Source organism: Gordonia sp. PvP123 (assembly GCF_040547295.1).
GTDB lineage: Bacteria > Actinomycetota > Actinomycetes > Mycobacteriales > Mycobacteriaceae > Gordonia > Gordonia terrae.
This window is the reverse complement of the sequence record NZ_JBEPPN010000006.1, coordinates 359,302-373,726: the sequence shown is the minus strand read 5'-3', so window position 1 is coordinate 373,726 and position 14,425 is coordinate 359,302. Positions and strand designations below refer to the sequence as shown.

Below are 14,425 nucleotides of genomic sequence, written 5' to 3'. Positions count from 1 at the left end.
TTCGACACCGACAATGGAGACACGATGACGAGAACCACCACAAGGCACTTCCGAACGCCCCTCGCGACGGCAGCGTTGGCTGCGGCCCTTGTGCTGGCCGGTTGCAGTGCCACTCCGCCCACCGACGACGCGGCAGAACGAGAGTCGGCGACGCTGACCAACTGCGGCGCCGAAGTGGCCTACGAGGTGCCGGTCGAGCGCGTGGTCGCAACGAGCAACGGGGCCAACGTCGGAACGATCCTCAAGGTCGGGGGACTCGACAAGCTTGCCGCAGTGTCGCTGAACAAGAACAATGATCCGGTGATGGAGTCGATGTTCGGCCCTGGGATCGCCGACGTCCCCCACCTCGAGGGCAGCACCATCACCATTGAGACGGCACTCGGCGCGGACGCCGATCTGGTGGTTGGTTCCTACAGCGGACTGTTCAAGGGCGCATCGGGTGTGACGCCCGAGTCGTTGCAGGCCAACGGCATTGCGTCGTACATCATCTCCGACAGTTGCCGCCAGGGCGGTGACGCCCCGGACAAGCTCGGCACCATGGATCCCTGGGATGCGTTGCGAGCCGACGTGAAGAACTACGGAATCCTCTTCGGGACCGAGGAGGCCGCCGCCGCTGCCGGGACCGAACTCGACGATCGACTGCGCCGGCTGCAGGGCGCGCCGCGTCCGGCAGTGGCGCCGCGTGTCCTGATCTATGACAGCGGTGAGGAGGACCTGTACACCAGCGGTGGCAACGGAGCGCCGAACGGGATCATCGATGTCGCGGGCGGGGCGAACGTCTTCGCCGACGTCGACAACACCTGGTTCCGGGCGAGTTGGGAAACCGTTGCCTCGGCAGACCCGGATGTCATCGTGATCATGGACTACAAGAAGAGTCCGGACGAAGTCCAGGGCAAGATCGACGCCATCAAGGCCCGGGCAGGACTCCGTGACACCGCGGCTGTCCGGGACAACCGGTTCGTGGTCCTGCCGCTGGCGATGTTCACCTCCGGCTACCCGAACATCTATGGCGCCGAAGAGCTGCGGAAGTCCCTCGAGGAGTACGGATTGGTCCCCGGCAGCGGGATCGACTTCGCGGAGACGCTCGGCGGATGACCACCTCGAAAGACTGCCGGATCGTCGTCGTGCTCCGCCCGACGGTGAGCGGACTGGACGAGGCGTCGGCGGTGGCGATGGTCGACCGACTGCGGGCGCGCAGTGCCCGTGATGTCGGGCTCGCCTACCTGGACATCTCGACACCCACCGTCCATGACGAGCTCGACCGCGCGGCCGGTGACGGGCTGTCGGCCGTCAACCTCGTCCCGGTGGCGATCCCGCGCGACAAGTACCTGGTGACCTGGACCAAGCGGGCGGTGGCGAACTGGCGGGAGAGTCGGTCCGGTGTCGGTCTCGACATCTCGATCATCGAACCGGACATCGCCGGAGCGGTGGTCGCCGACCTCGCCGACGCCATCGAGCGGGTTCCTGCCGAGGACATCCGAGTATCACCGGCGTCCTATCGCAGTCCGGCCTGGTCGGTGATCGAGGATCACGACCGACACGTGCTCGTCTGTAAAGGCCCGCGCTGCATGGCCTATGGTGCCGGACCACTTCACCGCCAACTCACCGCGACCTCCAAGGGGACCCCGACCAAGGTCACCGGCACAGGCTGCCTGAGTCCCTGCAACCTGGGCCCGCTCGCGATCGTCAACCCGGCCGGGGAGTGGTACGGCCGTCTCGAACCTGCCCACGCCGTGGACCTGGTCGCCGGGGCCGGGCCGAATGCGAACCGACTGCCACGCTGAGTGGGTCGCCAGACCCTTCGTGACGCGCCCTCCGCAAGCTCCGGGCGCTCCTCAGGGAGCGGGGGTGGGCCGCCTTTACTGCTCCCTGAGGTGCGAGCTTGCGAGCGCGTCATCCTGCTCCCTGAGGAGCGAGCTTGCGAGCGTCACGAAGGGTCAGCTCGCCTCGATCGCGCCGGTGAACTGGCTCTCGTAAAGGCGGCAGTACGCGCCGCGGGCGGCGAGCAGTTCGTCGTGGCTGCCCTGCTCGACGATGTGCCCGTCCTCCATGACGACGATGACGTCGGCGTCGCGCACCGTCGACAACCGGTGGGCGATGACGAAACTCGTGCGGTCCGACCGCAGGTTCGCCATCGCCTTCTGGATGAGCAGCTCGGTGCGGGTGTCCACCGAGCTCGTCGCCTCGTCGAGGATCAGGATCGTGGGGCGGGCGAGGAAGGCCCGCGCGATCGTGATGAGCTGCCGCTCACCGGCGCTCACCCCGCCGCCCTCGTCGTCGAGAACCGTGTCGTAACCATCGGGGAGGGTCCGCACGAAGTGGTGCACGTGACTCATCCGGGCCGCGTCCATCACTTCGTCGCGAGAGGCGGTGGGGTCGCCGTAGGCGATGTTGTCGTAGATCGTGCCGCCGAAGAGCCATGAGTCCTGCAACACCATGCCGGTGCGTTCGCGCAGGGCGTCCCGTGTCATCTCGGTCGAGTCGACACCATCGACCCGGATGACCCCGGAGTCGACGTCGTAGAACCGCATGATCAGGTTGACCAGGGTGGTCTTGCCCGCACCGGTCGGACCGACGATCGCGACCATGTGGCCCGGCCGGGCCACCAGGCTGAGGTTCTCGATGAGTGGCTTGTCCTCGACGTACCGGAAGGAGACGTCGTCGAACTCGATGAGCCCCTTGTCGTCGGCGGGCGTCTTCGGCTTCGCGGCGTCGGGCGATTGCTCGTCGGCATCGAGGATGTCGAAGATCCGCTCGGCAGAGGCGACACCGCTCTGCATGAGGTTGATCATCGAACCGATCTGCGTCAGCGGTTGGGTGAACTGGCGTGAGTACTGGATGAACGCCTGCACCTCACCGAGGCTCAGCGATCCCGACGCCACGCGCAGTCCGCCGACGACCGCGACCGCGACGTAGTTCAGGTTTCCCAGGAACATGATCGTCGGCATGATGACGCCGGAGATGAACTGCGCACGCCAACTCGACTCGTACAGCTTCTGGTTGCGTTCGTCGAAGGTCGCCTCGATCTCGCGCTGCCGGCCGAAGGCGGTGACCAGCTCGTGACCGGTGAAGGCCTCCTCGACCTGAGCGTTGAGAGCACCGGTCGAGGACCACTGCGCCGAGAAATGCGGTTTCGACCGTTTGGCGATGATCCCGGTCGCGATGATCGCGAGCGGCACCGTGGCCACCGCGATGAGCGCCAGCAGCGGCGAGATCCAGATCATCATGACCAGCAGCGCGATCACCGTCAGGACCGAGTTCGCGAACTGGGAGATGGTCTGCTGCATGCTCTGCGACAGGTTGTCGAGATCGTTGGTGACCCGGCTCAACAGCTCGCCGCGCGGCATCGTGTCGTAATAGCGCAGCGGTAGGCGATGCACCTTGGCCTCGACGTCGTCGCGGAGTCGGCGGATGGTGCCGACGACGACGATGTTCAGCAGGTAGGCGGCCAGCCACGCGAGCAGTGACGAGACGACGTAGAGCGCCAGGGTGACGAGCAGCACGCGCCCGACAGCGCCGAAATCCACTCCGACGCCGGGTGTCACGTTCATGGACGACACCATGTCGGCGAAGGTGTCGTCGCCGCTCTCCCGGAGACCGGCGACGGCTTGTTCCTTGGTGAGGCCGTCGGGCAGGGTGCGGCCGATGACGCCGTCGAAGACGAGGTCGGTGGCATACCCCAGCACGCGGGGCGCGATCGCGATGAGCACGACCGAACCCACCAGCGACACGAGCGTGATCGTCATCAACAGGCGATAGGAGGCCAGTTGTGCGACAACGCGTTTGATCGAGGGCCAGAACGACCGGGGTTTGGATTCGGGTCCGGCCGCCATCGGCGGACCACCGGGCCGGGTCATGCGCGCTCCTCCATCGCCATCTGCGATTCGACGATCTCGGCATAGGTCGGGCACGACTGACGCAGTTCGTCGTGTGTGCCGAGACCGACGATCCGGCCGCGGTCGAGGACGACGATCTGTTCGGCGTCGACGATGGTCGAGATGCGTTGGGCCACCACGATCACCGCCGCGTCGCGGGTGGCGGGACGCAAGGCGGCGCGCAGGCGCGCATCCGTGGTGAGGTCGAGGGCGGAGAACGAGTCGTCGAAGAGATAGATGGCCGGCCGCCGGATGAGGGCCCGCGCGATGGCCAGGCGCTGGCGCTGCCCGCCGGAGACGGTCGTGCCGCCCTGGGACACCTTGGTGTCGAGACCGTCGGGCATCGCCGACACGAAATCCTCGGCCTGCGCGATGCGCAGCGCCTCCCAGATCTCGTCGTCGGTGGCGTCGGCCTTGCCGTGCAGCAGGTTCGAGCGGACGGTTCCGGAGAACAGGTACGGCCGCTGGGGGACCAGCCCGACGACCGATCGCAGTTCGTCGGGGTCGAGCCGCTTCACGTCGGTGCCGCCGACCCGGACCGCGCCGGCCGTGGTGTCGATGAGTCGCGGGACCAGCCCGATGAGCGTCGTCTTGCCCGAGCCGGTCGACCCGACGATCGCGGTCGTCGTGCCCGGTTCGACGCGAAAATCGATGTCGCTCAACACCGGGTCGTCGGCGCCCGGGTACCGGAACTCGGCGGCGTCGAACTCCACGGTGCCGGGATGGGTGGCGAAGCCGATCGGCTCACTCGGCGGGTGGACCGAGGTGTCGGTGGCCAGGACCTCGGAGATGCGCTCGGCGCAGACCGCGGCGCGCGGCGCCATCATCGCCAGGAACGACGCCATCATCACCGACATCAGGATCTGCATGACGTAGCTCATCACCGCGGTGAGCGCGCCGATCTCGAGCGAGCCGTCGGAGACCGCGTGACCGCCGAACCAGATGACGGCGACGATGGTGACGTTGGTGATCACCATGACAACCGGGAACATCAGGGCCATCAGCCGGCCGACGTGCAGGGTCGCATCGGCGAGATCGTCGTTGGCAACCGCGAACCGCTTGCGTTCGTAGTCCTCCCGCACGAACGCCCGCACGACCCGGATGCCGGTGATCTGCTCGCGCAGAACGCGGTTGACGTTGTCGATGCGTTCCTGCATGGCCCGGAAACCGGGGATCATCTTCGCGATGATGGCCCCCATCGAGACTCCGAGGACAGGCACCGCGATGGCGATGACCCACGACAGCGCGGGTGCCTCGCGGACACCCATGATGATGCCGCCGATGCACATGATCGGGGCCATCACCAGGATGGCGCTGCTCATGACGATGAGCATCTGCACCTGCTGGACATCGTTGGTGGTGCGGGTGATCAGCGACGGCGCACCGAAGGTGCCGACCTCGCGCGCGGAGAAGGAGTTCACCCGGTGCAGCAGATCGCCGCGGATGTCACGTCCGACCCCCAGCGCGGCGCGGGAGCCGAAGAACTGGGCGGTGACCGTGACGATGATCTGCGCGACGCTCACCAGCAGCATCCATCCGCCGATCCGCAGGATGTAGCCGGTGTCCCCGCGGGTGACGCCGTTGTCGATGATGTCGGCGTTCAGGCTCGGCAGGTACAGCATCGCGGTGGTGGCGAGCAGCTGCAGCACGATGACGAGCACGACGTTGACGCGGTACCGCACGAGGTACGTGCGGATGAGCCGGGTCAGCATCTGACCGCCGGGAGCGCAGGCGGGCCGGGTTTCTTCGCGATCACCTGCGCCAGACTAGTTGCCGCTCGCAACGGACGCCGCAGTGTGTCGGCCAGGCAGGACCCGGGGCCGGTGGGGACGGCGGACCGCCGCTCAGACGGTCGGCGGTTCGGTGAGTGCGACAGCCGCCTCCGCGGTGTGGGTGAGGAAGGTGAACGACTCCTGGAAGTACAGATTCACCACGTCGGCGTCGTGCGAGTCGTATCCGATCGACACGTCCTGGCCGATGGTCAGCTCGAAGTCGCCGCCGCGGGTGCTCATGACGAACGCGCCGCTGATCGCCGGCGCCCACACGATGTCGCCGGTGAACAGGCGCTGGATGTGCTCGAGGATCGGGTAGCCGTGATTCGACGTCTCGTTGACCTGGGTGTAGACCTCCGCCGACAGGGCCACCGCGTACGGGCCGTCGACGGACGCCAACCGAAGCGTGCTCAACGCCTGGCTGACCGCCTCCGGGTAGTCGCGGACGTCGGCGGGCAGCGGGATGGGGGTGGCGGCGGCCTCGGCACGGATACCACTGATCGACGCCGCGGCGTATCCCTCGAAGATGGCCCGGTCCTCGGCGAGTGCCAGTTCGCGTGCGGCCTCCACGACCGGGTCCCAGTCGGAGTCCTTGGCGCCGCGGTCGACGTCGTCGATGGCCTCCCGGGACACCGTGAACGGGACCTTGAGTTCGACCAGGGACTGGGTGCGGCGCTGGAAGGCGGTGATGCCCTGGGCGGGTGAGTCGATCTTGGTGCGATGTCCCAGGGTCACCGACGCGGTGTCGGAACCGAGCGGCCCGGTCACGTCGACGAGGCGCCTACCGGCGACGTTGCGTTTGAACGAGCGGGTCGCCTCCTCCTCGATCTCCGCCCACGCCGCGTCGGAGATCGGCGCGAGTTCGCGATGCAGGTTGTTCATGGTGTCCTCCTGGTGCGGTGGTCGGAAGGTGACGTCAGTGCAGTGACCCGATGCCCAGCGAGCCGTCGGAACGGGTCGTCGGTGCCGGGGGTGTGGCGGGTGCCGCGTCGGGTGCGGGCGGCAGGTCTTCGAGGAAGTCGAGTGTCGGGGTGAAGAACTGTGCTCCGGTGACCGCCGTGGTGAAGTCGAGGAGGCGGTCGTAGGTGCCGGGCGGGTCGCCGATGAACATCTTGCGCAGCATCTCCTCGGTGACATCCGGGGCCGCCGAGTAGGCGATGTAGAAGGTGCCGTTGACGCCTTTGCCGTTCACCGTGCTGCCGGAGACGTCGCCGTACGGCATGTTGTCACGGACCACGTCGATCTCCTCCCCGTTCTCGTCCTCGACGACGTTCAGGGCGATGTGCGAGTTCGGGGGCTTCACCTCGTCGGACATCTCGACGTTGTCGAGCTTGGTGCGTCCGATCGCGGCTTCCTGATCCTCGGTGCTCAGGTCGTTCCACGACGACAGGTCGTGGACGTAGCGCTGGATGGCGACGTAGCTGCCGCCCTCGAAGTCGGGGTCCTCGTCGCCGACCGTGATCGCGTCGATCGCGGCCTGCCCGGTCGGGTTCTCGGTGCCGTCGACGAACCCGATGAGGTCGCGGAGGTCGAAGTAGCGGAACCCGTGCACCTCGTCGACCACGGTGACCGCGTCTCCGAGTGCCTCGGTGATCTTGGCGCCGAGTTCGTAGCACAGGCCCATGTCGTCGGACTTGATGTGCACGAGGAGGTCGGCGGGCGTCGCCGGGGCGGTGTGGACCTCGCCCTCGTACGGGACGAACGGCCGCAACGAGCGTGGCCGCGGGCCGTCGAACAGGCGGTCCCACGCTGCGGACCCGATCGACACGATGCCGGCCAGCGCCGCCTCGGGCGCTCGCGAGGACACCGCGTTGTTCAGTCCGGGGATCTCTTCCAGCGCATCGCGAACCGCGTCCTCACCGCCGTCGTCGATGGTGAAGACGAGGAAGATCGCCGATTTCGTCTTCCGGGTCAGGATCGTCTGGGGGACCGGCACGCTGAACACCCTAGCCGATCGCGTACCGGCATGGGGCAGCAGATCGTGCCGCGAATGTATAGGGCAGGCAACCCTTTTCGCCGACGACGTGCGGTCGTACCGTGGATCAGCCGCGCGGTGTGGCCCGGGCCACTGCCCGACCGGCGGCGCGGCCGGAGAAGATGCATCCGCCGAGGAACGTCCCCTCCAGGGCGTTGTACCCGTGTACGCCCCCACCGCCGAAGCCCGCGACCTCACCGGCGGCGAACAGACCGTCGAACGCGCTGCCGTCGGGTCGCAGCACCTGGGAGTCGAGGTTGGTCTCGAGCCCGCCCAGGGTCTTGCGGGTGAGGACGTTGAGCCGGACGGCGATCAGCGGGCCGTGCTCCGGATCGAGCAGCCGGTGCGGTTTGGCGACGCGAACGATCTTGTCGCCGAGGAATTGTCGCGCGTTGGTGATCGCCATCAGCTGCGCGTCCTTGGAGAACTTGTTGCCGATCTCCGCGTCACGCGCGGAGATGATGCGTTCGATGTGTGCGAGATCGAGCTCGGGGCCGCGGGCGATCTTGTTCATCCCGGCCACCAGCTCGGGCAGGTTGTCGGCGACCACGAAGTCGACGCCGTTGCGCACGAAGGCGTCCACCGGACCCGATGCGCCCTTCGCCAGCCGACTCTTCGCGGTGAGTGTGAGATCCTTCTCGGTGATGTCGGGATTCTGCTCCGACCCCGACAGCATGAACTCCTTCTCCACGATCGTCTGCGTGAGGATGAACCACGAGTAGTCGTGGCCGGCCGACAGGATCGCCTTCATCGTCGAATTGGTGTCGAAGCCCGGGAAGTTCGGTGGGGCCAGGCGATTGCCGTTGGCGTCGAGCCAGAGTGAGGACGGCCCGGGGATGATCCGGATCGCGTGATCGGGCCAGATCGGATCCCAGTTGTGGATGCCCTCGGTGTAGTGCCACATCCGGTCTCGGTTGACGATGTTGGCGCCGGCGGTCTCGGTGATCTCCAGCATGCGGCCGTCGACATGAGCCGGGACGCCGGAGATCATCGTCTCCGGAGCGGGGCCGAGGCGCTCGACCGGCCAGTTCTTACGGATCAGATCGTGATTGTGTCCGATGCCGCCCGACGTGACGATGACCGCTCTGGCGCGGATCTCGAAGTCGCCCACGACATCCCGGTTGGAGGCCTGACCGCGATCGGCGTCGGTGGGAGCGAGGGTGGCGCCTCGGATGCCCACCGCCGTGCCGTCCTCGACGATCAGCTCGTCGACGCGATGCCGGAATCGGAACTCGACCAGGCCGCGCCTCTCCGCCTCCAGGACCGGCTCGGCGAAGACCCGGACCACCTCCGGTCCGGTGCCCCACGTGAGGTGGAACCGGGGCACGGAGTTGCCGTGGCCGTCGGCGAACCCGCCGCCGCGTTCGGCCCACCCGACGATCGGGGTGATACGCAGGCCGAGGTCATGCAGGTATTGCCGCTTCTCGGTGGCGGCGAAGTCCACGTAGGCGCGGGCCCACTGGCGTGGCCAGTAGTCCTCGTCGTCACGATCGAATCCCGCCGACCCCATCCAGTCCTGGAGAGCGAGGTCGGCAGAGTCGCGGATGCCCAGCCGGCGCTGCTCGGGGGTGTCCACCATGAACAACCCGCCCAGGGACCAGAACGCCTGGGCGCCAAGGTTGTTGCGATTCTCCTGATCGACCACCACGACGCGGCGCCCGGCCTTGGTGAGCTCGTATGTCGCGACGAGCCCCGCCAGTCCCACGCCGACGACCACCGCGTCGGCCCCGTGCTCCGCCACCGCAACTCCTCACGCCCGCCGCCATCCCCGGGCTGCTCCGGGCATGTGCACTCGCAGACGAGGTTAGCCCGGTACTACAGCGAGATGTCGGCGTACCGGTGGAACCACGGCGCGGCCGCCTCGAGTCCGGCCGCGAGTGCGAGGAGATCACCGTCGGCACCGAGCCGGCCGACGAACTGCACGCCGAGCGGGAGACCCGCGTCGGTCCAGTGCAGCGGCACGCTCATGGCCGGGCGGCCGGTGAGGTTCGCGAGCTGCGTGTACGGCACCCAGCCGAGGCTCTCGTAGATCAGCTTGTCGATGATCCCCAGGCGCGCGATGGCCCGGCCGGACCGTGCTCTCGAGGCGAGTCGCGCCGCCCGCTGCAGGACCGGCGGCGTGGTCATCGAACCGACCCGGGGCGGCGGCACTGCGAGCGTGGGCGTCAGCAGCAGGTCGTGGGTCTGATGAAAGCGGTCGAGGGCCAGGACGTGGTCGTTGATCCGGTCGAGTGCGGTGAACAGGGGAACGACGCCGGCCGCCCGGCCCAGCTCCGCGAGGGTCAGGGTGTCGGCCTCGAAGTGGGAGTCGGGAGCACCGGTGAGGCGTCGGACCTCGTCGACCTGCGCGGCGCATTTCGCGAACCAGATGTCGAGGAAATCGCGCGCGAGTGCGGCGTCGTCGTGCGGTGGGGCGACCTCCTCGACCTGGTGGCCGAGATCGGTCAGCACCGACGCGGCGTGTTCGACCGCGGCGACCGCCTCCGGGTGCGGATTCGCGTTGATCGCCGACGTCGTGGTGTAGCCGATCCGCAGCAACCGCGGTGGGGTCGCGATCCGGGCGGTGTAACTCTCGGTGTGCAGCGGCGTCGGGTACGTCGACGACGGCGTCGGCCCGATGAGTGCGTCGTAGAGTGCCGCGGCGTCGCGGACGGTTCGGGTCACCACGCCTTCGACGCCCATCCCGAAGAGCGGTTCGCCGGTCTGCGGACCGAACGGCATCAGGCCACGCGAACTCTTGAGTCCGAACAGCCCGGTGCACGCGGCGGGGATGCGGATGGAACCGCCGCCGTCGCTGGCCCCGGCCGCCGGGACGATTCCGGCGGCCACCGCCGCGGCGCTGCCACCCGACGACCCGCCCGGGGTCACCGCGAGGTCCCAGGGATTACGCGTCGGCCCCCAGAACGTGGGTTCGGTGATGCCCTTCGCGCCGAACTCCGGGGTGTTCGTCTTACCGAAGATCACCAGGCCGGCGTCGAGAAACCGCTGCACGCCGACGGAGTGTTCGCGGGCGATGTGTGTCGCCAGCGCGCGGGAGCCACGGGTCGTCGGGTAGCCGCGGTAGTCCTGTGCGAGATCCTTGATGAGGAACGGGACACCGGCGAACGGCCCGGTGAGATCGCCCCGGACGCGGGCATCGGCGTCGGCGTCCATCCGGATCACGATCGCGTTGAGCGACGTATTCACCGCGTCCGCGCGGGCTCGCGCGAGGTCGAGGAGTTCGGCGGCCGTCACCTCGCCGGAGGCGACGAGACCTGCCAGGGTGGTCGCGTCGGCGGACAGATACTCACCCATGTGCACGTCCTGACCCTAGTGGTTCCGGGAGCCGGTCGAGCGGACTTGTCGGTGATCCGCCGGCGGGCCGGGCGGGCCTCTCGGCGACCCGGGACCCACGGTCACCGTTGCCCACGCAAACCGGTAACGGCCGGATCGCGAGACCGTGAACGAAAAGCGGCAGCACGTGGCGGCGGCGTCGCCTATGTCCCGAATGAGCTGTTCAGCGTAGAGAGGTGTGACGTGTACCACTCCGTAATGGGGTCACGGGACCCGCTCTCGCCTTTGCCGTGGCGTTATCGTGCCGTTACACTTCACCAGGACGGGTACCGCTGCCCGGGGGGACCAATACAATCCCTCCTCGTACGTCTTCGTACACAAGCCCGCAGCAGTACCCGGTAGGCAAGACCCGCAAGCGGCCGGCTCCGGCCGTGGTGATCCAAAGGAAAACTGACGAATGCTGACACGCGCCCGTAAGCGCCTCGTCGCCGGACTCGTGGCTCTCGTGGCCGTGTCGGGTGCGACGCTGGTCGCAGCTCCGCCGGAGGCCTCTGCGGCCAACGGTTGCAATGTCGAGTACGTCCGCTCGAACGCCATGAACCGGACCGTGCCCGTGTGCATCGTCTCGGCCGGCGGTGGCGGACCCAAGCCGACGCTGTACCTGCTCGACGGACTCCGCGCCCCCGCCAACAACAGCGGCTGGCTGATCAACACCGATGTCGCCCGCTACATGGCAGGCAAGGGCACCAACGTCGCCATCCCGTTCGGCGGCGCAGGCAGCTTCTACACCGACTGGCAGACCGCCGATCCCCGGCTGGGTGTCAACAAGTGGGAGACCTTCCTGACCCGCGAGTTGCCGGGCTACATGAAGGCGCGTCACAACAGTGACAACCGCCGCAACGGCATCGCCGGACTCTCGATGTCGGGCACCTCGGCGCTGAACCTCGCGTCGCGTCACCCCAACTTCTACAAGGCGGTCGCCTCCTACAGCGGCTACCCGACGGTCACCCTGCCGGGCTTCACCCAGGGCATCATGGCCTCGGTCGCGGAGGTCGGCGGCAACCCGTTCAACATGTGGGGCTTCTACCCCGCGGGCACCTGGTTCCAGAACGATCCGTTCCTGAGCGCGGGCAACCTGGCGGGCAAGAACGTCTACGTCTCGTCCGGTAGCGGTGTCGGCAGCAAGTACGATTCCTCGGTCAACCCGGCCAGCGCCAACTTCGACCCGGTCAAGTTCGCGCAGATGATCCCGCTCGAGGTCGCCGCGTCGACCAGCAGCCAGATCTACATCGGCCGCCTCGCGCTCGTCCCGGGCGTCAAGCTCACCACCCGGATCACCCCGGACGGTGCGCACTGGTGGGACTACTGGCAGAGCACCTTCAAGGAGTCGTGGGCCAAGACCTTCCGCCCCGCCTTCTTCTGAGTCAGACCCTCTGACAAGGGCCGGTGACCTTCGGGTCACCGGCCCTTGTTGTATCTGCTGAGCAGCTCGTGCACGCTGCTGGCCGAGCAGCTCGTGCACGCGTAGCGTGCCCGCGCGCGCCCCCTGCTGGCCGAGCAGCTCGTGCGCGCGTAGCGTGCCCGCGCGTCTGTCGAGGTCACCTTGGTGGGTTCGGTTGCGGAGGGGCTTCGACTCGGCGCCTCGCTTCGCTCGGGGCCGGCTCAACCCGCAGGGGGTGTGGCGCAACCACTGCTGGCCGAGCAGCTCGTCCACGCGGAGCGTGCCCGCGCGTCTGTCGAGGTCACTTCGTGAGGGCCGGTTGCGGAGGGGGCTTCGACTCGGCGCCTCGCTTCGCTCGGGGCCGGCTCAACCCGCAGGGGTGCGGAGGGGGCTTCGACTCGGCGCCTCGACCTCGACGCGCTCCTTCGTCGCTTGCTCGGCCCGGCGGCTTCGCTCGGGGCCGGCTCAACCCGCAGGGGTGCGGAGGGGCTTCGACCCGGCGCCTCGACCTCGACGCGCTCCTTCGTCGCTTGCTCGGCCCGGCGGCTCCGCTCGGGGCCGGCTCAACCCGCGGGGGGTGTGGCCCGGCTCAACCCGCGGGGGCCCGGCACAACCCGCAGGGGATCCAGACACAACACCGCGGGCACACCCGGTGGATACCGGATGCGCCCGCGGTGGTCGCTCTTGCCTCTGTCTACTCGGGCGGCGGCTGTTTGCGGAAGGTGCGCGTGGCCGAGTCGTCGGCCGGCGGTGTGTCGCCGACCTTGGGGATCTGCTCGGTCGGTCGCTCCCACGGATTCCCGCCTGCGGGCGCTGCTCCGGCCGGCGGTGCGTCGCGCTTGATCAGCGTGGTGTCGCGCTCGTCGGCGGGTGGGGTCGTCGGCGGCGGGGTGTCGTCCACCCGGGTGTCGTCACGGCGTCCGCGGAAGAACAGCAGCGCGGCGGCGATCAGCAGGATGACGCCGACGATGCCCAGGATGATCGGGACCCACACCCCGCCCACCTTCAGCTGGTCGACGTAGCCGCTGGCCTTCTTCGTCTGATTGGAGACGGTCTCGTCGGTCCACTTGAAGGTGCCCTTCAAGGCGTCCATACGGAACTCGCGCACCGCTTCCGGGGTGGCGTCGCTCTGATCGGGGGACTTGAAGTACTGGTGCTGGTCCTCGCGACCGTCGACGATGGTCCCGGTCTCCGGCTCCACCCACACATGGCGGGTCGCGGCGGCGTACCGGTGCATCGTGATCGGGTCGTTCGCCCGCACGCCGCGTCCGGTGATGCCCCACCAGCGGGCGGGCATCGTCAGCATCGTGCCCAATGCCGCCTCGCCCTGCGCGTTCGGGAGGTTGGAGAGGTCGGTCTCCGGGACGTCGCACACGAAGTGGTAGGTGTTCACCCCGTCGATGGTCTCTTCGCCCTCGAACTTCGCCGCGCAGTCCTGGCGGGTGTTGAGGTCGTAGTAGGGGTAGTCGCGCTGCTGCACGTCGAAGCCGAACTTGTACTGGTAGCCGGTGCGGTTGTCGATGGCGACCGACACGTCGTTGACGTTGCCGCCCTCGGGGACCGCCTCGAGCTGCAGCGAACTGACGGCGCCGTTGGGTGCCGAGGTCTTGCGATTCACCGACACGCGGTCGATGGTCGCGGTCAGCAGGCCGTCCTCGCACGTGCGCGTTTCACCCGCGGCGGCGACCGTCGGTTCGGTCTCGGTTCCCTCGGCGTCACGCAGACGTTCGATGAGGACGGTCTGCGCCGACTGCAGGCTCGCCTGGCGGCTGTCCGACGGCTCGGTGATGATCGAGCGTCGCTGCTGGGTGAGCGATGCATCGAGTGTGCGGGCACGGGGCTCGGACACCGAACAGCGATCGAAGATCACCGCTGGGAAGCGCTCCCCCGTCGAACCGTCCGCGGCAACCGTGGTGGCGTCGGAAGTGATGTCCAGATCGAGCGGAACCACCTTCAACTGCGGCACGAGATAAAGCGGTATGGCGATGGCCGCCGCGATGCACGCAGCGCCGAAGAAGGCCAGCACTGCCGGCACAAAACGTCTCATGTGTGACTCCTGGAATCAGCTGATCGCTCCCACCCTAACTGT

10 protein-coding genes are annotated in these 14,425 nt (G+C 68.0%); 3 read left to right on the top strand and 7 right to left on the bottom strand.

Features of this window, described 5'->3' with window-relative positions; genetic code table 11:
• The first annotated feature begins 24 nt into the window (after positions 1 to 24).
• Positions 25 to 1,095: an ABC transporter substrate-binding protein gene (locus ABIC25_RS14210; RefSeq protein ID WP_354561959.1), complete on the top strand. Its 1,071-nt coding sequence runs from the start codon at positions 25 to 27 to the stop codon at positions 1,093 to 1,095.
• The gene (locus ABIC25_RS14205) at positions 1,092 to 1,784 is read left to right on the top strand and encodes a (2Fe-2S) ferredoxin domain-containing protein (protein ID WP_354561958.1); all 693 of its coding nucleotides are present in this window, start codon (positions 1,092 to 1,094) and stop codon (positions 1,782 to 1,784) included. The genes ABIC25_RS14210 and ABIC25_RS14205 overlap by 4 nt, the downstream gene beginning before the upstream one ends.
• Positions 1,785 to 1,937: 153 nt before the next feature.
• Here ABIC25_RS14205 and ABIC25_RS14200 read toward each other — a convergent pair whose 3' ends face one another.
• The 6 genes from ABIC25_RS14200 to ABIC25_RS14175 all read right to left on the bottom strand — a co-directional run bounded on the left by ABIC25_RS14200 (position 1,938) and on the right by ABIC25_RS14175 (position 10,916).
• Complete coding sequence (locus tag ABIC25_RS14200; protein ID WP_354561956.1) at positions 1,938 to 3,857, bottom strand: ABC transporter ATP-binding protein; 1,920 nt, start codon at positions 3,855 to 3,857, stop codon at positions 1,938 to 1,940.
• Complete coding sequence (locus tag ABIC25_RS14195) at positions 3,854 to 5,587, bottom strand: ABC transporter ATP-binding protein (RefSeq protein ID WP_004020409.1); 1,734 nt, start codon at positions 5,585 to 5,587, stop codon at positions 3,854 to 3,856. The genes ABIC25_RS14200 and ABIC25_RS14195 overlap by 4 nt, the downstream gene beginning before the upstream one ends.
• A gap of 132 nt (positions 5,588 to 5,719) precedes the next feature.
• Positions 5,720 to 6,529 (bottom strand): family 1 encapsulin nanocompartment shell protein, encoded by an 810-nt coding sequence (locus tag ABIC25_RS14190; RefSeq protein ID WP_004020408.1) that lies wholly within the window; start codon positions 6,527 to 6,529, stop codon positions 5,720 to 5,722.
• 34 nt (positions 6,530 to 6,563) lie between these two features.
• Positions 6,564 to 7,583: a Dyp-type peroxidase gene (locus tag ABIC25_RS14185; RefSeq protein ID WP_354561955.1), complete on the bottom strand. Its 1,020-nt coding sequence runs from the start codon at positions 7,581 to 7,583 to the stop codon at positions 6,564 to 6,566.
• Positions 7,584 to 7,689: 106 nt separating this feature from the next.
• The gene (locus ABIC25_RS14180) at positions 7,690 to 9,363 is read right to left on the bottom strand and encodes an FAD-binding dehydrogenase (RefSeq protein ID WP_354561954.1); all 1,674 of its coding nucleotides are present in this window, start codon (positions 9,361 to 9,363) and stop codon (positions 7,690 to 7,692) included.
• Positions 9,364 to 9,437: 74 nt separating this feature from the next.
• Positions 9,438 to 10,916, bottom strand: coding sequence for an amidase (locus ABIC25_RS14175; protein WP_354561952.1), 1,479 nt, complete (start codon positions 10,914 to 10,916; stop codon positions 9,438 to 9,440).
• A 436-nt stretch (positions 10,917 to 11,352) separates the two neighbouring features.
• On the opposite strand from ABIC25_RS14175, the gene ABIC25_RS14170 reads away from it, so the two are divergent.
• Positions 11,353 to 12,318 carry an alpha/beta hydrolase gene (locus ABIC25_RS14170; protein ID WP_004020404.1) on the top strand — a complete coding sequence of 322 codons (966 nt, stop codon included), beginning with the start codon at positions 11,353 to 11,355 and terminating at the stop codon, positions 12,316 to 12,318.
• Positions 12,319 to 13,030: 712 nt separating this feature from the next.
• Here the strand turns inward: ABIC25_RS14170 and pgfA are convergent.
• Positions 13,031 to 14,383: a cell envelope lipid trafficking protein PgfA gene (gene pgfA / locus ABIC25_RS14165; protein WP_004020403.1), complete on the bottom strand. Its 1,353-nt coding sequence runs from the start codon at positions 14,381 to 14,383 to the stop codon at positions 13,031 to 13,033.
• Positions 14,384 to 14,425: the final 42 nt, after the last annotated feature.